The sequence below is a fragment of the Nostoc sp. PCC 9305 genome (genome assembly GCF_963920915.1).
Classification (GTDB): Bacteria; Cyanobacteriota; Cyanobacteriia; order Cyanobacteriales; family Nostocaceae; genus Nostoc.
The window spans coordinates 91,696-114,160 of record NZ_CAWUDN010000007.1; the positions used below are offsets into that span (position 1 = coordinate 91,696).

Below are 22,465 nucleotides of genomic sequence, written 5' to 3' on the forward strand. Positions count from 1 at the left end.
TTGGGTGGGTAATGCCCACCTTTTTTATTTTTTTAAACGCAGAGGTACGCTGAGGAATAAATGATTGTTTTAAGTGAATCGACTGAACAGATAGAGCCATCTGCCAGCGCTAGCGAAAATAAATTAATGACTGAGGCTGCACAATTATTAGGGTGCAAGGTCTACTATATACCGCGAGATTTTGAACGATGTGGTACAGCAGAAAATGCTCTATGGCACATTCCTAATTATCCTAAAGTAAATGGATAGTGATAGAAACAGCCGATGCACAATTTGCTGGTCTGAGTCACATTCCTGCACTTGAATTGTGGAATAAGTTGAAAGATATATACTATTGACAGTTTATTTAACAGATTAGTAATTAAAAATATCATACAAAAGTTAGAGCAAACTCTAACTCTAACTTTCTATCGTATTTAGCCAATTCATCAAATCAGCTTCACTGGCGAAATCTAGTAATACTTCACCCAAGTTTTCTAACTGAGCCAAGGACAACTCTTGCAACCGAGATTGTAACTGAGAATTAATTGAACCAAGCCGACGAGTTAATAGACGTATCACTAGCCTCAGTTCTGATTGTCTTCCTTGTTCAAGACCTTGCTCAAGACCTTGTTCAAGACCTTGTTCAAGACCTTGTTCAAGACCTTGTTCAATGCCTCGTTGTCTACCTTCTTGGAGTCCTTCTTCAAGAATTTCTTGATAAATGCTAGATTCTCTCATATCTTCTCTCCTCAAAAACTGACGAATTAGTTCTGGCTCGAATACCAACCCTGCTAGAAGTTGGGTACATACCGAGATACTCTGCTTGGTGGCTTCTTCTTCAATCATACTCACCTGAACTGCCACCTGTTGAAGTAAGCTTTGAGGAGAATCTGTTCGCGCCGAAGTTGCCAGAGGTAATAAACCAGGAGATAACAATAAAGGTTCTGGATCTTGTTCCCAAATTCGGATGACGCGGTAACGGTGGGTAGTATTGCGGGCAGTAAATCGATCTACAAAGACAGCTTCTGAAGTTGTCGGTTTAAGAAAAATTACTATCTGCTCGATATCACAATTGTATTGTCGATATAGCCGCACCCAATAGTCCAACATCCGCAGGGGCAAAGGTGGAGTGGATGCTGGTAAGGTTTGAAACTCTAAATGCAGTATTTGATTAGCAGTTTGCAAAAAGGTTACTGAGTCGGCACGGATTGGTTCTTGATTTAATTCTGTTTTGAGAATCTGGATATCCGTTGCCTCAGATGCAAGTAAGTAGCGGATAAAATCTTCTGGATATTGCTCAACCAGATATTTCAGGGTGTTGTCGTATGTCACTTTGATATCAGTTTGGAAATAAACTCATGTAGAGATGTGATATCGCCACATAGTTTGTCCATCAAAAATTTAAGTTTAAGTATTGTTTGTTGTTAGCGCTACTCCACGAAAAAGTAATGTTCGCTCATAGCGCTAACATTTAAATTTGGTGTTTTTTCAAAACTACAGTGTCAAAGATTGAGGATTTGTCTCAATCAATTTTGCTAAATCTTGCAAGAACGCCGCAGCATGAGCACCATAAATAATCCGGTGGTCAGAAGTAATATTCACCTGCATTTGTTGGCGCACGCCAAATAAACCGTCAGGTGTGGCTACTACTTGCGGACGGGATGCCCCGATCGCTAAAATTGAACCTTGTCCAGGCGGTAAAATCGCATCAAATTTATCTACGCCAAACATCCCCAAATTGGACAGGGTAAAAGTACCACTGTTATATTCTTGAGGCTGTAGTTGTTTTGCCCTCGCACGTTCTACCAAAGACTTCCAAGTACGCGATAGAGAATATATATCCACTGCGTCTGCATTTTGCAGCACAGGTGTAATTAATCCGCCATCATCCATCGCTACTGCGACAGAAATGTTGATATCAGAATGATAAACAATACCCTGGTCTGAGTAACTAGCATTTAACAATGGGTGTTTTTGCAATGTCACTGCTACAGCTTTCGCCAGTAGCGCTGTCATTGTCACGCCTTTGGATTTAATTTGTTTATAAAGTTTGTCTAATCCATCGGTGGTAATTGTATAACCTACACGGAAGACGGGCACGGATATGGTAGCTACCATGTTCCGCACTACCGCATTTTGGAAGGTAGTTAGAGGCACGGTTTGACCAGGAACAGCCGCTGCCACGGGTGCAGGTGCTGGTGTCCGAGGTGCTGGGGGTGCAACTGGGGCGCTGGTTGTTACAGGTACTTGTGGAGCAACTGGGGCGGGTTGCTTGCCTTTGTTAGACAATGCTTCTACATCTTCGGCGACAATGCGACCGTAGGGGCCACTGCCTTGGAGTGTAGTTAAATCAACTTTGAGTTCTTTGGCTAACTTACGGGCACGGGGTGAAGCGACAAGCCTTCCTTCTTTGTGGTTAGACCCGTTCTGAGAGGCTAAGGTAGGTGTGGCGGCTGAGGCTGTGGCAGCAACTGGTTCAGGGGAAGCGGTAGGAGTAGCAGCCGCGCCGCCAGAATTGGCAAGAGATTTCGCCTGTTCAATTTCAGCTTCAGTTTCGGCTATGAAGGCGATCGCAGATCCTACCGGGGCAGTTTCACCAGCTTCAACTATGATATGGGCAAGAAAGCCTTCATAGAAGGTTTCTACATCCATATCTGCCTTATCTGACTCTACAACCACCACTGTTTCGCCTTTTTCCACTTTGTCCCCTGGCGATTTCACCCAGGAAACGATTTTGCCTTCCGTCATGGTGGAACTCAGCGCCGGCATAAATACTTCGTGAATGCTCATAGGGTGGTTTGGAAATCAATGGTTTATGGACTTTAACAGTTTTTATCAGATCGAATTGTATCTTGATGGGAGAGTTTTAGACTGTTTATATTTTAGGTTGGGCATTGGGAATTGAGAATTGGGAATTGGGCACTTGTACTGAGCGTATCGCTAAAGCGAAAGCTCCGCTAACGCGTAGCGTCTCGTAGAGAAGTCGAAGTATTGTGAATTGGGAATTGCCATTGGCTATCCACTAATGACTAATGACTTTAGGAACCTAAATATAGCTTAGAGGTCTATAATACAGAACTTATCCTCAATGGTTAGCCAATATCTTGCTCGATCTCGTTTTAGTCATTGACTTGCAAAAACTACCACGAGTTTCTCACAGATTAAATAGGATTGCTATTTAATATTTCTCATAACCACTACTTAAGATACAAGAGCTTCTCACGGATAGAGGATATAGGATGTAGTTCAATCTAGAATTCAAAATTGGTAATAAACCTATTTGAAATTCCTGTTTACTTTTATGTCGGCAAAGCTGAAATTCTTTTTGATTGTGATATTAAGTATCTCTGCCACGGCTGGTGCTGGAGTTTATATTATCCAGCACCAGCAATCTGCACCGATTGTTGAGACTAGTGATGAGCAAACCCAGCAGATGGGAGCAATACATCAGTCTCAAGAAGTTGCAGCATTCTCAGAGCGTTCCGATTATCAAACTATACCTTTAGAAAAACTGAACTCATCTCTCCAAGGCAGTAATCCTACTACCCTTGCCCTGAATGCCTTTGAGGAGATAGCAGTGGGAGGTTCGCGAAAGATAGAGGTAGTTTATCCCCAACCAAATCAGGCGTTAGTGACAATTACACAAATCAAGCGGGGTAATAATTCAGTTGGGACGGTTAAATATCGAGCGGAGATGACAACCTTTGGGCGATCGCTTTTTATTAGCTCACCTCCAGTGTGGCAAATTGTTTGGGCTGGCTCCCAGGTGGAATGTTGGGCTGGGAGCCGCTCTCACACTAAGTTAAATCACATCTGTCATTAGTCATTGGTCATTGCTTCGCAAAACAAATGACAAATGACAAATGACAAATTTAAATGTCCCCGCGAATTTCTTCTACAACGCCATCGCGCAGAACGATTTCGACTTGCATTTTGCTAATCAGGTTATCACCGATTTCCACCCGAAAAAAGCCTTCCATTTGGAATTGGTTGACTTCTTGATCTTGCTGGAGAAATTGCACTTGCTGGAGGTTTTGCAGCAACTGATTTTTCTGCTCTAAAAATTCACTTTTCTTTTGATTGACTTGGAGTTGGATATTGTCAATTTGTTGGAGAGTCTGAGGCCCAGGTGGTTGCAGACTCTGTTTTTGAATTGCCGCGATCGCTCTTTGTCCTTCAACGTCTAGCTGTTGCAGTTGCTGATCGAGTTGATTGATCTGGGTTTGCAGCTGCTGTTGTACTTCCTCTTTCCACAGAGGAGTCACAATAACTTTGACGTTAACGACGCGTTTCAGAAGCAAATTAGATTTGGAGACATCCATAAATATTTCACGTTCACTCTTTACAGTTAGCAGGTGGAATGATCAGGCAAACATGCCGTCAATAATATCGCGATAGCGTTCCGTGACGACATGTCGGCGAACTTTTAGTGTTTGTGTCATCAAGCCATTTTCGATGGAAAACGGTTCCAGGATGAGTTTAAACGTTCCGATGCGGTCATCCGGTCGATAGCCTGGACGATTTTGGACTTCCCGATTCAATTCTTGGCGAAATAAATCCTGGATCATTCTACTCTCGAAGTCAATTTTTTGACTATCTGAGGAAGTCACTCGATCGCCCAGCGTATCCAGCGTTAAATTCTGACTTGCTGCCCATTTTTCTATGGCTTCGACGTTGGGGACAATTAAGGCTCCCAGGCTACGCCGATCTTGGCCGATGAGCATAATTTGATCGATGTATGGCGATCGCAAACACGCATCTTCGATCGGCTGTGGCTCGATGTTTTCCCCGTTAGTCAATACAATCGTATCCTTAGCCCTGCCAGTCAGCACTAAATCGTCTTGTGGTGTCAGCCAACCCAAATCGCCGCTATCAAACCAACCTTCCGCATCAATTGCTTTCGCTGTCGCTTCAGGATTTTGGTAATAGCCTTGCATAATTTGCGGGCCCCTCAACAATACTAAGCCTCGCTTCTCTATTGGTAAAGGCGCTTTTGTCTCAGGATCGACGATTTTAGCTTCTGTAGCCGGGAGTGGTAGCCCTGATGCGCCAATCAAATTCCGCCAAGGACGCCGTACATGGGTGACAGGAGAAGTTTCTGTCAAGCCATAGCCTTGTAAAATCTGTACGCCAATAATTTCAAAGAAATTATCTATGTGTCTGGGAAGCGCACCGCCGCCGCTAATCATCTGCTTAACTTGTCCCCCTGTGGCTTCCCGAACTTTGGCGTAAACCAGTCGTTCTCCCAAAGCATGGAGGGGTAATAAAGCTGATGCTTGGATCTTAGCTGCTAATCGTTCGACGGCTGAAGCATGAAGATTATTTAAATCCAATCCCTGAGCAGTTCGCTGCGCTTTGATATATTTGTCGCTAATGCCCAATAAAAATTTAATTAGGCGTTGCTTGTTGGCTGGTTGTTCGCGGAACTGCTTTTGCACTCCTTCATAAATCGATTCCCACAGGCGGGGTACACCGACCATATAATTGGGTTTAAATTGTCTCAAATCCCCTTTTACAGAGCGCAAGTTGGTATAAACTTGCGTACAACCTTGAGATAGTAGGTAATATTCAACAGTTCGTTCGTAGCTGTGCCACGAAGGCAAAATACTGAGAACTATATCACCCGCGTTTGGTTGCAATACTGTGCCAAAACTTATCACTTGGTGCATCAAGTTACTATAAGACAGCATTACACCCTTGGGTTTACCCGTAGTACCAGAGGTATAAATTAGGGTTGCCAGAGCGTCACGCTTTTGCTTGACTGGCACAAAATTATGACTTTTCCCAATTTCGAGCAACTGTGAAAAGTTGAGTACCTTTAGAGTTTCGTCTGTTGGTGGTGCTTCATCGGAAAGTAAGATTACCACTTGAATTGGTAAATCTTTGAGGCGATCTTGTAGTTTTTTAAGTGTTTTTAAATCTTCAACGACGATCGCTGTACTGCCGCTATTCGCGATAATAAACAGCAATTCTTCTTTTTCGGCTTGGGAGCTACGTACCGCATCAACACCTCCAGCAGTCATTATGCCTTGATCGGCAATAAACCACCGAGGACTATTGTCAGCAATTAGGGAAATGCGATCGCCTACTTTTACTCCTAACGCCTGTAACCCAGCAGCAAATAGTTGCATTTGCTCTGCCAACTGGGTATAAGTAATCGCTACCTCTGGTTTAGCGTGAGGATTGCGGAGAGCGACAACATCACCAAATCGTTGAGCTGCCAAAGGCCAAATTTCTGGTAGTGATTCCACATTTGTGTAATCTACCAACCGCTTTAATGCCTGCCGTTCTCGTTCGCTGATGTTAGATAAAAAAGAAGACGCGGTTTGGGTTGTTGACATAACACCTTACTTAAAGATTTTAAACTGATTATTTTCCAGCTTATTTTGTTATTCCGCTACAATAACCATCCTTATTATCCACATACCCTTCTGTGTACGATCATTCCAGGAATTCCACGTTTATATTTACAAAAATTTATGTTAAAGTTAATTTACATAGAGTGCAAGCAATGGATTGTGTTTGCATCTAAGAACAGCAATCGCCTATGTTTCACAGGAGATGATTACCTATGAATTTTATCGACGGCATAATGCTAACGTTGCTCAATATTGCTGCTTGCATAGCGTTACCGAAGCTTTTAGCTATCCTTTTGGCTGATAAAACCAAACTTACTGAAACATTGGCGAATGGTTCCAAATTACAAGCAGCTAAAATTGAACTTACAAGTTTTCCTTATTGTACAGCTTACCAATTGACAGGTAGCCAATACTGCAAATTCAGTCCTGATTTTTGTGCCAATTGTTCTCCAAATTGATGGACTATTCGTCAGGAAAAATTCCTCGGTACTTCCGAAAACCAGCAATTCAATTAATTCTTCAGCACATATTCATTCTCATTTCGACAGCTTGAAATCCCCGATTTTTTCAATAAGTCGGGGATATTTTTGTTCGTAACTCCTGCAAGGATTCCTAAATACTCGTACATTTTGAAACCTGGAGTTCTGCAATCTTCGCTACTAAGTTAATAGGCTAGGACTAGCCCTTCAAGCTGACTTAAAAAACCTCTTTTTTTTCTCTGTGCTCTCTGTCCCTCTGCGGTTTAAAAGTAATTTATTTAACCAAACATATATAGGAAAAACAGAGGGTAAGAGGTTAAAAAGGGATTTTTGATCAACATTTTTACTCACCTTGAACTGGACTTTGGACTAAACGGCTAGAGAGAAGCAGTCAGCAGTAACACTGACTGCCGTAAAGTCAATAGGCCTCTTGCAAAAGTCCCTAACACCCCACCCCCACTCCCCGCTTGCGGGGAGGGGAGACAAAGCATAGCTTTGGCGGGGTGGGGTTCTTTCTTATTTTTGATTTAGAGGCTATTTATAAAGTAAATCTAAAAGCCAGGAGAAAAGAGTTTTGATAACGATAAAATACTTCGTGTCCAGTGTATTTACATAGATAGTCAGTCGGTATGGTGCGAAAGTCTTACCCCACAGATTTAACTGATATGGAGTGGGAAATCTTGGCCTTGATTCCACCAGCTAAAGAAGGAGGGCATCCACGCACAACAGATATGCGTGAAATATGCAATGCCATCTATTATCATTTGAAAACTGGATGCCAATGGAATATGCTTCCGGGGGACTTCCCACCCAGCTCAACGGTATACAGCTATTACCGTAAATGGCAACGCAAGGGAGTTTGGGAAAAATTAAACCATACACTGCGTGATCAAGTTCGCATAAAATTAGGTAGGTCAACACAACCAACAGCGATCGCCGCAGATAGCCAGTCAGTAAAAACGACTGAAAAAAGGGGGATGTGTACGGCTTTGATGGTGGCAAGCTTGTCAAGGGAAGGAAACGCCAAACGATAGTTGATAGTCTTGGCCTATTGCTCAAAGTGGTTGTAAGTGAAGGCAATGCAGGTGAAAGAGTTCTTGCAGCCTATGCTTTGATGGAACTTGTGGAGGAACGGCCAGAGTTATTGGAAAAAGTTGAAGTCATGTGGGTTGACTCAGGCTATGACGGTGATAAGTTTGCGCTGGCTGTTTGGTTGATGATCCAAGCTCATGTTGAAGTCATTCGCCGTACTAATAAAGATTTTGAGGTTTTGCCGAAGCGTTGGGTAGTAGAAAGAACATTTGGCTGGTTTAACCAGTACCATCGTTTGAGTAAGGATTATGAACGTCTTCCTGAAATGAGTGAAGCTGCCATATATGCCGTTATGACTCGTATTATGCTACGTCGTCTAGCCGTCTAAAGATTTACTTTATAAATGGTCTCTAAGATGAATACAGCCATTTATAAATTATTTTAATTTTTCAAATTTTGGTAGATATACAGCGAATAAATTGTATTTAAATCTAATTTTTTAGGCTCATCTTCATCCGCATTAGTATTTTTAAATAGGACTGTAAATGCACCAGCACCTAACCTATCTTGAGGAAATATGCGATAACAAGGCATCGTCGTTAAATGCGATTGATATTTGGCTAAATTACTAATTTCTATCGCTTCAAATTGGGGAAAGCGTTCCAAAAACCATTCACAAACTTGCTCATTTTCTTCGGGCGAATATGTACAAGTCATATAAGCAAGATAGCCTTGTGGTGAAACAATTTTAGCGGAGTTAGCTATAATGCGCTTTTGCCGATTTGCACTCTTGTTAATAGCAGTTGGGTGAAAACATCCGGGTGCTTTTTCACCTTTTGCAAGTAAAGATTGTCCAGTACACGGAGCATCTACGATGACTAGATTGCTAGAGCCGGGAAACATTTCGGCAAATATACTCGAATCTCTATTAACCACCGCACTAGGGCTAACCTGGCAACGCTTCAAATTAGAAATTAGCATTCCCAGACGTTTGCCAATTACTTCATTACTGATGAGTAATTCAGGTTTTAAAGCTCTCCAAGCGAAGATACTTTTACCTCCCGGTGCGGCACACATATCAAAAACTAAACGCACTGACTCAGGAATAGCTAACAAAGTAGTAGCTGCAAACACCGAAGAAAAATCTAAACAATAGAAATATCCTTTTTCATGCAAGGGATGCTTACCAGGTTTCTCTCCTAGAGATAAGCGGTCTATAAATTGTGGTTGCCAAGCTGTTGGTGTTTCCACTGCCAAAGGCGCAATATCTGGCTTTTCTTGACACCAAAGAATACTAGGTGAAAAAGGTTGAGGATTCATTAAAGCCTCAATAAATTTTTCTTGCTCATCTACATTGGCGAACAAACGCCGCGAGACTTTAAGTAATAAATTAGAAGGTTTTTCCATGTAGATGATGAGTTATTAATTACGAATTACGAATTACGAATTACGAATTAGTACGTTGTATCTAAATCAAAATCAAACTGTTACACAAGAACAATGTAATTAAGGCTTTTGGCTTCATACTCAAAATATAATGACCGCCATTGGGAACGCAATGGCCAAGCTACCCCACTGCACCGGAGAAGGTCATGTTTTTAGATAGTTTTCAGGAAAAATTACGCAAACAAGCACAACTATGGAGGGATGAAGGATTAATTAGTTCTTCGCAGTATGAGCAGATAGCAGAACGTTATCAATTTAAAAACCTGGAAGCTGCTGCACGCGATCGCAATAAAGCGATCGCAATTGCTATCGGTAGCATCCTTTTATGCTTAGGCATAATTACCTTTGTATCAGGAAACTGGCAGGGAGGATCGCGAGAAGTCAAATTTATTCTGATGATGAGTTTGTTTTTTGCGATCGCCATCACAGGATTTTACAGCTGGAGGCCACCTGAAGGAAAGAAGCCAGAACGAAGCAAACGCCTACTAGGAGAGGGGTTGCTAATTTTAAGCGCCTTCATCTTCGGTGCAAATTTACTGCTGATGGCCCAGATGTTCAATATCATCGGTTCAGCTTCCCAACTGTTTCTCGCCTGGGGATTCGGTGTCGTAGTCATGGCCTTCAGTTTGTCCTTAAATTCTTTAGGAATTCTATCAATCGTCCTTGTGGAAATCGGCTACTGGACTGGACTAGAAGACTTATGGTACGCTTCAGGTGAGTTAACTTGGTCGCGGCTAGTAGTGCAGCATCTGCCTCTGTTGGCATGGCTAGTATTTGTACCCTTAGCCTACTTCTGTCGATCCCGTTGGATTTTTGGTCTAGCAGCCTTTGTTTTTGCTAGTTCCTTACAAGCTAACCTTAATCCACTGCCACTGCTAAATTATGCTGATATAGCCCCTTGGGTGGCATCTTTTGCTTTTGCACTGCCACCTGCATTATTCTGGAGTTATGATGATTTACTGTTTCCAACCATAAATTACAGATTGTTTCAATCTCTAGCCCGTAATTTAGCGTTGTTAAGCTTTGGCATCGTCTTTTACGTTTTGTCTTTTCGTTGGGTCTGGGAATCTCCTGATTATAGTTATAATCAGCCAACGAATTTGACAAACTTATTCGAGTCTCTGCCGATTATCGATTTGGGGATTCTCAGCGGCTTGGCGGTTTTACAATGGTTGTTTCTACTGCGCCAAAGAAATAATCCTCCGCGCCGCGAAGTGATTTTTACAACTGCTGTCATTAGTACATTTCTTGTCTTTATTGCAATAGTACCTTTTTGGCATCAAACTATCAGCCGGATTGATGAACTTGGCATTTTTATTTTCAATGTACTTCTTGCAACATTAGCCTGGGGACTAATTCAAGAAGGATTGAAATTAAGCAACAGAAGTTCCTTTTGGGGCGGTATGCTGTTAGTAACACTGCAAATTATCAGTCGCGTGCAGGAGTACGACACCGATTTACTTTTTAAGTCGCTAGTCTATGTCCTGTGCGGTTCTGCTTTAATTAGCGCTGGACTCTGGTTTGAACGCCGCCTACCCGGTGGTAGCTCTGCAAGTAAAAAGTAGTGCAAAAGATGAAAGAATTCAGGAGTCAGAATGGGCTACGCCCCGCTGCGCTAACAGGAGTCAGATTCAGGAATTGAATAATTCCTAACTCCTAACTCCTAACTCCTAACTAAAAATCTCTGTGCGTCAAAATTTTTAAAGTTTCTCTGCGTCAGTCCTAATCTCGTTACTTTTAACCTCTTCAAGACCTCTGCTTTTTAGGACTACGCTCATGACTAATACTTCTTCTGAATCTAAGAATAAACCCTTGTCTCCTGAAGCCGAATTTTCCAGTAAGGTGACTTTTCGGGATTACTTGATTGCTACTGAACAAAAATCGAATAAGCCCTTACCTTTTTGGCGGTTACTTGCTCCCCTGGCGTTGCAAACAGGGCTAATTATGGCAGTACCAGCCCAAGCAGTTTATACAGACGTAACAGGTAAGACGGTGATTTTGCAAACCGTACCTGTAGACCCTAACAATGCGATCGAAGGTAACACCTTAGCCTTAGATTACAACATCTCCCGTACCTCAAATTTGAGCAGACTACCTGGCTGGCAAACATTAGTCAGCAGAGGTCGTGGAAGTGGCAGAAGATTGCCTGAAGGAACTAATATTTACGTGACTTTGCAAGAGCAATTCTCTTCTGGGCGCGGTGTTCCTAGAGCTTGGAGACCGTTACGAGTAAGTAGCGATCGCCCCACAACTCTAAGAGCTAATCAAGTAGCCTTAAAAGGTGTTTATCAGGATGGTTCTGTTAACTACGGTTTGGAAACATATTACATCCCAGAAAACCAACGGCAGCAGATTCGGAACGATTTACAAGCCCAACGCGCCCGCAGAGGACAAGTACCACCTATTGTGGTCAAAGCGAAAGTAGATCCACAAGGTAAAGCAGTGCCACTTAGTATGTGGGTGCGCGATCGCAACTATCGTTTTTAAGCTGTTAGGCAAATAAAGAGTGCATATTTACACCACGCCAGTTTTGTCTTTGAAATTCTGAGCGCCGACTTCCGACGCTCAGAATTTTCTGTTTGTCATTAGACATTTCGTGAAAAAGAATATAGAGACGTAGCATTACTACGTCTCTACAAAGGTTCTAGGTAAAGCGTATTTAATTTCACCAAATGTCTTCTATATCGCCTACATTTAGAATGAAATAGCCCTGGATTACAGCAGAGAGTCAAAATAGTGTATTTATAGTAAGATTATCAGCAAATAAAACTTGCTGATAATATATGATTTTTCTGGGATTAAGTCGAAAAGCAAAGCTACTATTTACGAAATTTTTAATGCTAGTGTTCATTGCAGTAATTGTGTTGTGGCAATTCTCTCCAATACAAGCTCAGTTAATACAGCAAAAAAGCAATTATGCGCTCCATATTCAACAAAACTTTAATCAATCTGCTTTTTATCCCATTGCCAAAATTCCGTCTATCAGCTTTTATAAACCTATTGGTGATTGGGTGGGAAGGTTAATTTTACCAACACAACAGCAATTACAAGATGGTTTGGATTGGGTATGGATGGAAGTACAATATGCACCACCTACAGCACAAAATTTAGTAGGTAAAATTGTGCGTTTGGAGTGGAAAAAGAATAAAAATTTGCTTGCTTTGGGTAAAGCGGTAACGCGAGATATAAATTTCACTCCTGAAGTTATTAAAAGTCAAAAACAAGGAAACATTCATCCTTTTCGACTAAATGGAGTTCATCATGTAGGGATTTTACGCTCTTTGGCTGGCGCTAATCCTGATGATGAAACAATTGTTGTGTTAGATTCAAGTACAATCGTTGATGCAAATCAAGAAAAATCTATTTTGCAAATTGAACGCGAACCTGTTTTGGCAACTGGTAGATTTTATGGATTGGTAAAAATCATTAAACCGATTGAATCTCAATATAAAACTAGTTTATCTCCAGAACCAAAGCAGTATAACGATCATTTTTTGGTACAACATTATAATCCTAATTCAAACAACTTTGATGGTATTGAAGAAACTATTCGCATTCCCCAACAAGTAATAGATTCGCGAAACTTTGCTCCTTCAAGTTCGCAGCAAATCGAGCGATCGCCTGCGGGTGAAGATGGGTGGTATATTTATGGCGCTGCCAATGCAAAGGGCGTATTTACAGTACGCGCACTTGTACCTAGTTCTCTGTTGCAAATTAAACCCCGTCAAATTATTCCTGGTAAGGAATTAGGGCTAAATTATATCCAAGAGGTAAATTGGCAAAATACTAAGAAAAATAAAGGTCAATTCAATACTGTATTATTAAAACCTGGAGAAACGCAAAATTCACTTAATCAATCTATATCAACATGGCAAGAAGGCAATAAAGCTATTGTCCTACACCTATTTGGTGGAATTGGCGGACGTAAGGCTGAACCATTAGGAGTACCTTATACTATCACCGGACATTTCGCTTTTGGAATTGCAGAAGTTGTCCGCGACGAGTTTACTAACGAATTACGCTTCGAGACTAAATACCACCAAATCTATGCCCACAACCCCGATGGAATTATTGCCGGAACGCATACATGGGCTGATTACATGGGTAATTTACAACGTGGTTGGCTGGCAACACGTCCAGTATCAGATATTCTAATTAAATTCGACCCTGTAACGCAGGATTATGATTTTGATGGTGTCAAACTTTCACCTTTAGAACAATTCCAGCAACAATTACAGGTAACAATGGCACGTTATCGAGTTGGCGATGGAACTGGTGGTGCAATAGTATCACCTGCTACCTCATGCATTCAAGACGCAAGCCAAGCACTTTATGCTGCAATACTGACAATTAAAAACCAAGTTACTACAACTCCTCAAATTCAAACTTGGATACGCGCAAACCCCAATCACCCGCAAACATTACGCTTTCAGCAGCTAGTTGAATTAGGTCAATCTTTGGAACAACAATTAACACCCTTGGGTATAGTTCGCGCTGATTGGCAAAGTCAAGCAGGTATACTTGCTGGTACGGGCATAGGAAAAACAACGAAACCATTTCAAGATGGTAGTATTTGGGCTGGTTTGACAACATGGCGAACAATCATGCCTAGGCTTGCACACGACGATCTTGCCGCAATATTTTTAAAACATGGTGCAACTATGCAAGTATTGCGAACCAATCAAGTCGGTGGTTGGGAATCTAATATTACACCCATTGCACCAACAGCACTTTTGGGACAAATTAAAATTCCTTTTACGAATATTTCACCACTTTCAATTCTTTTAAATCGCACTTTAGCTTCCTTAGTAGTTCCGAGGTTAAAGGATTGGCTAGTTGTTGTTGTTATGCTGATAATTTATAGTATTCTTGCTCTACCTTATGGTTGGAAATTTGGATTTTTACAAATAGAATTTTGGTCTGCAACTTGGATTGATAAATATTTGCTAATATTGCGTTGTTTATTTTTACCTGCAATTATTGAAGAACTTTTGTTTCGCGTTTTTTTGCTTCCTCATCCTAGCGAAATCATTAATTGGTTCCAATGGGCTTTGTGGGCAATAGTGAGTTTATTATTATTTATTTTGTATCATCCATTGAATGCTAAAACATTTTTTAAAGCTGGAATCCCCACGTTTTACAATCATGTTTTTCTTGTTTTAGCTGCATTTTTAGGAATTATCTGTACTGTTGCATATACCCTAACAGGATCTTTGTTTGCGATCGTTTTAATTCACTGGATTGTTGTAGTAGTTTGGTTAATTGTTTTTGGAGGAATCAGAAAATTAGATAATAATCAAAAAATTCAGAACGCTAAGGTTTAAGGAGGTAGGAGGCAAGAGGCAGGAGTTAATAATGCTTGGTTAAGGCTAAAACTTGATGCCTTTATTTAGCACCAATAAATCTAGGACAACCTTCCTCGGCCCCCTTTTATAGCAACCGCAGAATTTTTTTTATTAGCGATCGCACTAAATACCAGTATTCCACAACACACTGCTAAGGCACAATCAGCACTGGGCAAGGAGAAAGGTTAATCACGCGAGTGGTAACGCTATCATCCGCTCCCTCTTCAGTCAAACCTAGCCCCCGACAGCCCATGATAATTAAATCTGCCCCAATTTCATCAGCGACATCGCAGATCGTAAAAGCTGGTTTGCCTTTCCTTTCCAAGGTTTCAGATTGAATTCCTTGCCCAGAAAATAAAGATTGGGCATTTTCCAGTAGTTTCGCAACTACCTCTGGCGACACCATTGGATCGTCGGCACTAGGTGCGTCTGGAGGCGCTTCTTCTACCACAGACAGCAGTATCAAGCGACTGCCGTACTTTTTGACTACGTTGGTGACAACATCAGCAGCTTCCCGCGTTTCCCGGCTTTGATCGATAGGAAATAATACCGTCTTAAATATATCTGTCACTTGGGTACCCCTGACTCCGGTAAAATCTTGATGGTTCTACTTTCAAAACAATAACAAAAAGGCAATCAGGAGAGTTTGGTGTGTCCAAAAAAAGTTTAGCAAGTTTATCTTCGGCTGATATCTCTGGGAAACGTGCCTTAGTGCGGGTTGACTTTAATGTGCCTGTGGACGACCAAGGCAACATTACTGACGATACTCGCATTCGCGCCGCTCTACCAACCATCCAAGATTTGACGCAGAAGGGAGCTAAGGTCATTCTCGCCAGCCATTTTGGCCGTCCCAAGGGTGTGGATGACAAATTACGCCTAACTCCCGTTGCCAAGCGTCTGTCTGAGTTACTGGGGCAAGAAGTCATTAAAACTGATGATTCCATTGGTGATGAAGTTGCAGCGAAAGTTGGCGCATTGCAAAATGGCCAAGTGCTGTTACTCGAAAATGTCCGTTTTTACAAAGAAGAAGAGAAAAACGACCCAGAATTTGCCAAAAAATTGGCAGCTAATGCAGATTTTTATGTAAATGATGCTTTTGGTACTGCACACCGCGCCCATGCTTCTACTGAAGGTGTGACTAAATTCCTCAGTCCTTCTGTGGCTGGATATTTGGTTGAGAAGGAATTGCAATATCTGCAAAATGCCATTGAAAATCCCCAACGTCCTTTAGCGGCAATTATCGGTGGTTCCAAAGTTTCTAGCAAAATTGGCGTAATTGAAACATTGCTGGAGAAGTGCGACAAGCTGATCATTGGCGGTGGGATGATTTTCACCTTCTACAAAGCCCGTGGTTTGAATGTTGGTAAGTCTTTGGTAGAAGAAGACAAGCTGGAACTAGCGAAGTCTTTGGAAGCTAAGGCTAAGGAACGGGGCGTTGCTTTATTGCTGCCTACAGATGTGGTATTGGCAGATAACTTTGCCCCAGATGCCAATTCTCAAACCGTTAGCATTGAAAATATCCCCGATGGTTGGATGGGTTTGGATATTGGGCCAGACTCGGTGAAATTTTTCCAAGAAGCCCTTGCAGATACCAAAACGGTAATTTGGAACGGGCCAATGGGTGTATTTGAGTTTGATAAGTTTGCGGCAGGTACAGAAGCGATCGCTCATACCCTCGCCGAAATCGGTAAAACTGGCACAACTACCATCATTGGCGGTGGTGACTCAGTAGCGGCTGTGGAAAAAGTTGGTTTAGCCGACCAAATGAGCCATATCTCCACCGGCGGCGGCGCTAGCTTGGAGTTACTTGAAGGCAAGGTGTTGCCTGGAATTGCAGCTTTAGATGATGCTTAATACAGAGGTTACAGCAAGTTTTAGCTAATTAAACCATCGTTAGAGGCGCACAGATGTGCGCCTCTACTGTAGATAGGAGAAAAACTGTGGAAACCAAATGGCTGGAATGGGCACAGAAGTTACAAGCGATCGCTCAAAATGGGTTGACTTATTCTGAGGGTATTTATGATATAGAACGTTACAAACAATTACGAGCGATCGCCACAGAAATTATGGCGAGTTACTCAAATGTAGAACACACTTATGTCCTCGATTTATTTAGCCGTGAAGTCGGATATGCAACTCCTAAAGTTGATGTGCGAGGAGCAATTTTTCGTGACGATACTATATTGCTAGTCAAGGAACGGGTAGACGGCTGCTGGACTTTACCCGGTGGATGGGCTGATATTGGTGAGTCTGCCAGTGAGGCAGTTGTGAAAGAAGTATATGAAGAATCTGGATATCAAGCACGCGCTATCAAACTTTTAGCAGTCTATGACAGAAACAAACAGGGACATCCACCATTACCGTTTTATGTCTACAAGCTGTTTTTTCACTGCGAACTTATTGGTGGTTCGCCATCATCAAGTATTGAAACTGAAGAAGTAGGTTTTTTCCCTGAAGGTGCGTTGCCAGAACTTTCTCTCGGACGTGTGACACCAGCACAAATAAATCGACTTTTTCAACATTATCGCCAACCAAATTTACCGACAGACTTTGATTAATAGCTCCTTCAATATTTAATATACTTGGGCAACTTTTTTAGATAAGATACTACTACAGAAATTTCCTATCTACACTAATTAACTATATAGTTTTATCCGATAGTTTGCTACCAAAATAAATGCATAGCAATGACTCAAATTACTCAACAACAAACAATCCAGCATCACTCAAGACTTGGAATTGAAGTTCTACGCGGTTGCAATCTCAACTGCCTCACAAATCTAGAGTTGCGTGAATTAAAAGAATCACTTTGGAGACATGGCGTTGTAGTCGTCAGACAGCAACAGCTTACCGCACAACAATTAAAAGAATTTGCCAAGCAGACTTTTGGTGATTTTATGTTTGGCGGCCCTCCGAAAACATTAGATCCTGATATTAGTCCAGATTTACAAAGCCAATATGTCTATATATTGGGCAATCCTAAAGGGCCGGTTCCCGATCCAGTCGGGAAATATGCGTGGCAATGGCATCATGATAAAGATGGTCTCCCCAGTACAGAGGGACTGGATATGAACGCACTATATGTTGTGATGCTTTATGGGATACAAGTGCCGGAAGGTGTAGATGGGAAACCTCACACTACCGAATTCCTCGATATGGTAGAAGCGTACAATAACCTAGATCCTCAACATCAGCAGCAGTTAGAGCAGATGTCGATGTATCACTCGCCACCAATGTTTTCTAAAAAACCCAATGTAGATACTGTTATACCGAAGAAACTGCATCCGATTGTGTCCACTCACAAAGTCACTGGTAAAAAGGGATTATATTTAGGTTCGGACACTGCGATCGCAGTTGGTATGGAAGATCGACCAGAGGAAGCAAAACGTTTCTGGGAGGATTTGTTTGCGACTGTTCTAGACTGCACGCCAGTCTACTCCCATGTTTGGCAGCCAGGAGATATTATTTTTTGGGACAACTCACAGGTGATGCACAGAGGCAGACCTTACGATCCAACGAAGCACCAGCGAATTGCGTTGCGTTTAGGTGTAGTGCAAACAGATTGAAAGACACTACTACAATAAACTTTTTGCAGAAGTGGGGAAAAGGGTAAGGGGTAAAGGGTAAAGGTATGGAATTTTCCCTTAACCTTTAACCTTTCCCCAACATTTTTAATTTTTAATTTTTAATTCCGCCTTGCGGTACTAGGGTGTTGTCTCAGGAGTTGGTATTGGTGTAGGTTCAGGTTCGGGTGTGGAGGTTTCTGTAGGCGTGGGAGTTGGTGTCGGCGTAGGTGTCGGGGTTGGCGTGGGAGTTGGTGTCGGCGTTGATGTTTCCGTGGGCGTGGGTATTGGTGGTGGGGGAGCGATGGGATTTTCCGCTGTAATAGTGAGTTGATAATCTACTGGTTTCGTTGCTGTGGAAACTACAACAAACTCATAAAATCCATTTTCTGGTAATTTAGTTGACAAACTACGCTTGGTAGAATCTTCTAAAAATCGAATTTTGCCAGAGGGTGAATAGACTGATAACAAGACTTGGGAATTTGCTTCTAGCTTCAAGTCTAGAGATTGGTCTTTGGCAAGTCCAGCAATGAATACCTTACCACCACCAGGTTGCAGAGTACCGCTGACTGTTTTGCCAGTAGCCCCAGGATCGAAGACAAGTTTCTGGAAAGCTGTACCAGCAAGGATTGCACTGAGTCGATCGCTAACAAATCCATACCAAACTTGTCCAATGGGCTGACCTTGAAAACTTTTACCCCGCTGCTCAGGAAATACACTTAAAAAAGCTGTATCTCCCAAATCATACAAAGAACGGCTACCAACGTTGATTTTGTTGACTTCTGCTTTCCAGCGATCGCGTTCAGCAGTTGTGTAAGTTCCTAGTTTTTGGCGGGCATTATTACTCAGTGGTGCAAGCTTTTCTAGTAATTCTGAAGCTGTTTTATCCCATTCTGCCCGCAAACTCTCATCTTCAGGGCCATTGCTGAGAGTACGTCCCCGTAAACTGGGATTTCTGTCCCAAAAAATTTGATTCACCAAGTTCACGTAGAAGTTAGAGTCAATACCCAACTGTTGACGGCGATCGCTTAATCTTTCTTTGCGTTCTCGTTCTGCTGGCGAATATTGCGCTAGAGGATCGGTTGGTTGTTCGCTGGTTGGAATGGGGCTGGCTGTGGGATTAGGATCGACTTGCCCTACATCTCGTCTGCCATTCAATCCCCACCAAATTAATCCCACACTACCAGCGACTAGCGCCGCCACCAGGAAGGTTTTTGTTGGTGTCCACCAGGAGGAAGAGGGGGAAGATGAGGGATATGAGGGATATGCAGGGGTTGGGGAAGGTGGGGGAGGTGGGGAGACGGCGACGGTAGCGGATGTGGGTTGTGGTGGAGTGGGATATTGAGTTGGCGGATAGTTTGCTGGGGGTGAGTTGAGGGCTTGGAGTACTTGACGGGCTGATTGATAGCGATCGCTTGGTCTAGCCGATAGCATTTTATCTAATACCTGTGCCAAATCTTGACTCAGATTAACTTCCCGTCGCCATTGCCAACTGAGAGTATAGGTATCAATTAATTCTTGGGGTTGTTTCCCTGTCAGCAAAACCAACATTGTTGCAGCTAAAGCATACAAGTCGCTGTGGGGAGATACTAACCCAGTTTGCATTTGTTCTGGGGGTGCAAATCCGATTTTACCTAATAAGGTTGGTGCTGGCGGAGGTGCAACCATACCGGGTTGGTAATATTCAGAAGCTACGGTTGCTACTACTTGTTTGACACCGCCAAAGTCAATTAAAACTGGCAGTTTGTCAACAGTCCGAAGCATTAAATTATCTGGAGAAATATCTCGATGAATTACTCCTAGTGAGTGGATGTATTCCAACACTGGTAAAATTTGCTGGAACAATTGGCGTATTTCTACTTCTGTAAAGCGCAAACCCTGCTGTATCCGGGTATTTAACAAAGAATTGTAAGTTTCCCCTTCTACATAATCTTGCACCAAAAACAGATATTCTTTGCCCCCTAAATTTAGCCGTAGCAGTTCGCGGAAGCGGGGAATTTGAGGATGTTGAAGTTTATAAAGAACACTTGCTTCTCTCTCGAAGAGTTCTTCAGCTTTTTGGACAACGTAAGCGGTTTGAACTTGGGGGGAAAATTCTTTTAAAACACAAAGTTCGCGGAAACGGTTGACATCTTCAGCCAAATAAGTGCGTCCGAAGCCACCTTGGCCAATTTGACGCACAATTACATAGCGATCGCCTAAAGTCAGTCCCGGTTGGATACCATAACTCATGGGCGTATCCAACAAATTTTCGCCACACTGGAGACAAAAGCGACTACCTGGGGAATTTTCATGTCCTTTAGAACAATAGATTGAATTCATTGGAAAGTTAGGAGTTAGGAGTTAAGAGTTAGGAGTTAGGAGTTAAGAGTTAGGAGTTAATAATAACAAGGAGTAGCGGGTAGTATTTTCTACTTGATTTAACTACACTCCTCCGTGTCTTAAACCGTGGTCTATAAAGAGAATTGCCCTAATTCATAACCCATAACTCCTAACTTATAACTCCTCACTCCTAACTTTATCTTTGTACTTTACTGACTCGATCGGCTGCGATCGCATACCAAATTTGACCAAAAGTCTGTTGATTGAGTTTCCTACGCTGTTGGTCGGGAAACAAGCGATCGAATTTTTCATTGGTATCTTTAGTCAATTGATCGATTGTATAGTTCCCAAACTGCCCCGATCGTGCTTGTTGTCTCCATGTATCGTAATCTTTTTGACTATAGTTCCCCAGTTTCCGACGAGCTGCTGTACTGAGGTCAGCCTGTTCTAGTTTATCCAATAAATTATCAGCGATATCAGACCATTCATCTCGTAAACCAGCATCTTCAGGTTTAGATGTCAGGCTACGTCCTTTTAATTCTGGTTTTTTTGTATAAAATAAATCATCTACTGTGCGAATAAAAAATCCTTCAGTAATTTCTAACTCTTGACGACGACTGATAATTTTCTGGAGGTCGCTATTTTTTCCTTTGTCGCCGGCTGGTTTACCAGTTGGAAACTGTGGGATTTGCGGTAATGAAGGTAATGAAATTGATGGGATGGTGATTGAAGTTACAGCCCGAATGGCTGCATTTCCCGCCGCTAAAGTTAATCCAACTAAAGCCGTCCCCCCTAGACTCATCACAAAAGGGCGAATCCAAACAGGGAAAGTTCTCGGTTTAGCAATCGCTTGCGTTTTGTTCTGAAATCTACTTATAACCGCACTGGCACGTTGTCTTCCCGGAGCAACGACCATCGTCTTAATCTTGGTGGTAATATAATTAGCTGGAGATTTAGTCGCAGTTGGCGACGGTAAATCTCGGAGAATTTGCTCGGCTCGTTGATAGCGATCGCTCGGTCGATAAGCCAGCATCTTTTTTAACACTGCTTCTAGTTTGGGACTAACTTGGATTTCCTTTCCCCACCTCCAAATTCCCTGATAACTATCGTATAGTTTCTGCGGTTCTTTACCTGTGAGTAACACTAATGTTGTTACTGCCAAAGAGTATAAATCACTACTGAAAAATGCTTTACCCTGCCGTAGCTGTTCTTCTGGAGCGTAGCCTTTTTTACCCAGCAGAGTGTTATTTCCAACCAACTTGGTGCGCCAAAAACCCTGAGAAGCTGGCAATTGCTTGACACCACCAAAATCAATTAGCACTGGCAAATTATCAGAACGCCGCCAAATTAGATTATCAGGAGAGATATCACGGTGAATTACATCTCGTGAGTGGATGTATGACAATACAGGTAAAATCTGTTGCAGGAGGGTGATTACTTCCTCTTCACTAAAAGTTTTTCCTTGACTTTCACGCTGTTCTAATAACTGGTAGTAATTGTCACCATCCACATAATCTTGCACTAAAAAGAAAAAATCTTTACTGCCTATCTTCACTTGTAGCGAGGCGTGAAAACGCGGAATCTGTGGATGCTGGAGTTTTTTCAGGACATTCGCTTCTCTCTCAAATAACTCTTTAGCTTTTTGTAAATCTTGAATTTCTTGTACTTGGGGTGCAAATTCCTTCAGCACACAGGTTTGATGGGATTTATTGATATCTTCCGCCAAATAGGTGCGTCCAAAGCCGCCCTGTCCTAGATGACGGATAATTTGATAGCGATTATCCACAACCTGTCCCACAGCAAGAGGTAATGGTTCACCACAATGGGTGCAAAAGCGGTTACTACCATTATTTGTGTGTTGTTTACTGCAATAGAGCTGCATGGTGCTGAAGGATAAATTAAGGTTTTATTGAATGACTACAACGCGCATACCCTCA

At 42.2% G+C, this 22,465-nt stretch carries 18 protein-coding genes; 10 read left to right on the plus strand and 8 right to left on the minus strand.

Going from position 1 to position 22,465, the window contains the following annotated elements:
- Positions 1-60 precede the first annotated feature (60 nt).
- Positions 61-249: a hypothetical protein gene (locus ACM0OX_RS04590; protein WP_414513429.1), complete on the plus strand. Its 189-nt coding sequence runs from the start codon at positions 61-63 to the stop codon at positions 247-249.
- A 150-nt stretch (positions 250-399) separates the two neighbouring features.
- Here ACM0OX_RS04590 and ACM0OX_RS04595 read toward each other — a convergent pair whose 3' ends face one another.
- A complete protein-coding gene (locus tag ACM0OX_RS04595; protein ID WP_414513430.1) occupies positions 400-1,314 on the minus strand; it encodes an Rpn family recombination-promoting nuclease/putative transposase in 915 nt (304 codons plus the stop codon).
- 162 nt (positions 1,315-1,476) lie between these two features.
- Positions 1,477-2,772, minus strand: a complete 1,296-nt coding sequence (locus ACM0OX_RS04600; protein ID WP_414513432.1) for a dihydrolipoamide acetyltransferase family protein — start codon at positions 2,770-2,772, stop codon at positions 1,477-1,479.
- A gap of 511 nt (positions 2,773-3,283) precedes the next feature.
- Here ACM0OX_RS04600 and ACM0OX_RS04605 point away from each other — a divergent pair.
- On the plus strand, positions 3,284-3,805 hold the full coding sequence (locus ACM0OX_RS04605) for a hypothetical protein (protein WP_414513434.1): 522 nt from the start codon (positions 3,284-3,286) through the stop codon (positions 3,803-3,805).
- A gap of 49 nt (positions 3,806-3,854) precedes the next feature.
- Here the strand turns inward: ACM0OX_RS04605 and ACM0OX_RS04610 are convergent, their stop codons facing one another.
- Both ACM0OX_RS04610 and ACM0OX_RS04615 read right to left on the minus strand, forming a co-directional pair.
- Entirely contained in the window at positions 3,855-4,304 is a 450-nt protein-coding gene (locus tag ACM0OX_RS04610) for a YlqD family protein (protein WP_012412623.1), read from the minus strand.
- Between the two features lie 42 nt (positions 4,305-4,346).
- Positions 4,347-6,323 carry an AMP-dependent synthetase/ligase gene (locus ACM0OX_RS04615; RefSeq protein ID WP_414513436.1) on the minus strand — a complete coding sequence of 659 codons (1,977 nt, stop codon included), beginning with the start codon at positions 6,321-6,323 and terminating at the stop codon, positions 4,347-4,349.
- 230 nt (positions 6,324-6,553) lie between these two features.
- Between ACM0OX_RS04615 and ACM0OX_RS04620 the strand changes: the two genes are divergently transcribed.
- Entirely contained in the window at positions 6,554-6,799 is a 246-nt protein-coding gene (locus tag ACM0OX_RS04620) for a hypothetical protein (protein ID WP_414513438.1), read from the plus strand.
- 650 nt (positions 6,800-7,449) lie between these two features.
- A protein-coding gene (locus tag ACM0OX_RS04625; RefSeq protein ID WP_414513439.1) for an IS5 family transposase occupies positions 7,450-8,240 on the plus strand; the annotation gives its coding sequence in 2 pieces (ribosomal slippage) (positions 7,450-7,786 and positions 7,786-8,240; 792 coding nt in all).
- A 53-nt stretch (positions 8,241-8,293) separates the two neighbouring features.
- On the opposite strand, the gene ACM0OX_RS04630 is transcribed toward ACM0OX_RS04625, so the two are convergent.
- The gene (locus tag ACM0OX_RS04630; protein ID WP_414513440.1) at positions 8,294-9,259 is read right to left on the minus strand and encodes an RsmB/NOP family class I SAM-dependent RNA methyltransferase; all 966 of its coding nucleotides are present in this window, start codon (positions 9,257-9,259) and stop codon (positions 8,294-8,296) included.
- 185 nt (positions 9,260-9,444) lie between these two features.
- Here ACM0OX_RS04630 and ACM0OX_RS04635 point away from each other — a divergent pair, with 185 nt between their 5' ends.
- From ACM0OX_RS04635 to ACM0OX_RS04645, 3 genes are all read left to right on the plus strand, one after another.
- Complete coding sequence (locus tag ACM0OX_RS04635) at positions 9,445-10,863, plus strand: DUF2157 domain-containing protein (protein ID WP_414513442.1); 1,419 nt, start codon at positions 9,445-9,447, stop codon at positions 10,861-10,863.
- A gap of 211 nt (positions 10,864-11,074) precedes the next feature.
- Positions 11,075-11,785 (plus strand): GDYXXLXY domain-containing protein, encoded by a 711-nt coding sequence (locus tag ACM0OX_RS04640; RefSeq protein WP_414513444.1) that lies wholly within the window; start codon positions 11,075-11,077, stop codon positions 11,783-11,785.
- Between the two features lie 296 nt (positions 11,786-12,081).
- Positions 12,082-14,622 carry a type II CAAX prenyl endopeptidase Rce1 family protein gene (locus tag ACM0OX_RS04645; protein ID WP_414513446.1) on the plus strand — a complete coding sequence of 847 codons (2,541 nt, stop codon included), beginning with the start codon at positions 12,082-12,084 and terminating at the stop codon, positions 14,620-14,622.
- A 172-nt stretch (positions 14,623-14,794) separates the two neighbouring features.
- Here ACM0OX_RS04645 and ACM0OX_RS04650 read toward each other — a convergent pair whose 3' ends face one another.
- Positions 14,795-15,205, minus strand: a complete 411-nt coding sequence (locus ACM0OX_RS04650; protein ID WP_414513477.1) for a universal stress protein — start codon at positions 15,203-15,205, stop codon at positions 14,795-14,797.
- Between the two features lie 89 nt (positions 15,206-15,294).
- Here ACM0OX_RS04650 and ACM0OX_RS04655 point away from each other — a divergent pair, with 89 nt between their 5' ends.
- The 3 genes from ACM0OX_RS04655 (at position 15,295) to ACM0OX_RS04665 (ending at position 18,209) form a co-directional block, all read left to right on the plus strand.
- Positions 15,295-16,497: a phosphoglycerate kinase gene (locus ACM0OX_RS04655; protein WP_193948422.1), complete on the plus strand. Its 1,203-nt coding sequence runs from the start codon at positions 15,295-15,297 to the stop codon at positions 16,495-16,497.
- Positions 16,498-16,583: 86 nt separating this feature from the next.
- A complete protein-coding gene (locus tag ACM0OX_RS04660) occupies positions 16,584-17,201 on the plus strand; it encodes an NUDIX hydrolase (protein WP_414513449.1) in 618 nt (205 codons plus the stop codon).
- A 129-nt stretch (positions 17,202-17,330) separates the two neighbouring features.
- Complete coding sequence (locus ACM0OX_RS04665; protein ID WP_414513450.1) at positions 17,331-18,209, plus strand: TauD/TfdA dioxygenase family protein; 879 nt, start codon at positions 17,331-17,333, stop codon at positions 18,207-18,209.
- 138 nt (positions 18,210-18,347) lie between these two features.
- Here ACM0OX_RS04665 and ACM0OX_RS04670 read toward each other — a convergent pair whose 3' ends face one another.
- Both ACM0OX_RS04670 and ACM0OX_RS04675 read right to left on the minus strand, forming a co-directional pair.
- Positions 18,348-20,528 carry a protein kinase domain-containing protein gene (locus ACM0OX_RS04670; protein ID WP_414513452.1) on the minus strand — a complete coding sequence of 727 codons (2,181 nt, stop codon included), beginning with the start codon at positions 20,526-20,528 and terminating at the stop codon, positions 18,348-18,350.
- Positions 20,529-20,724: 196 nt separating this feature from the next.
- The gene (locus ACM0OX_RS04675; protein WP_414513454.1) at positions 20,725-22,410 is read right to left on the minus strand and encodes a protein kinase domain-containing protein; all 1,686 of its coding nucleotides are present in this window, start codon (positions 22,408-22,410) and stop codon (positions 20,725-20,727) included.
- Positions 22,411-22,465 lie beyond the last annotated feature (55 nt).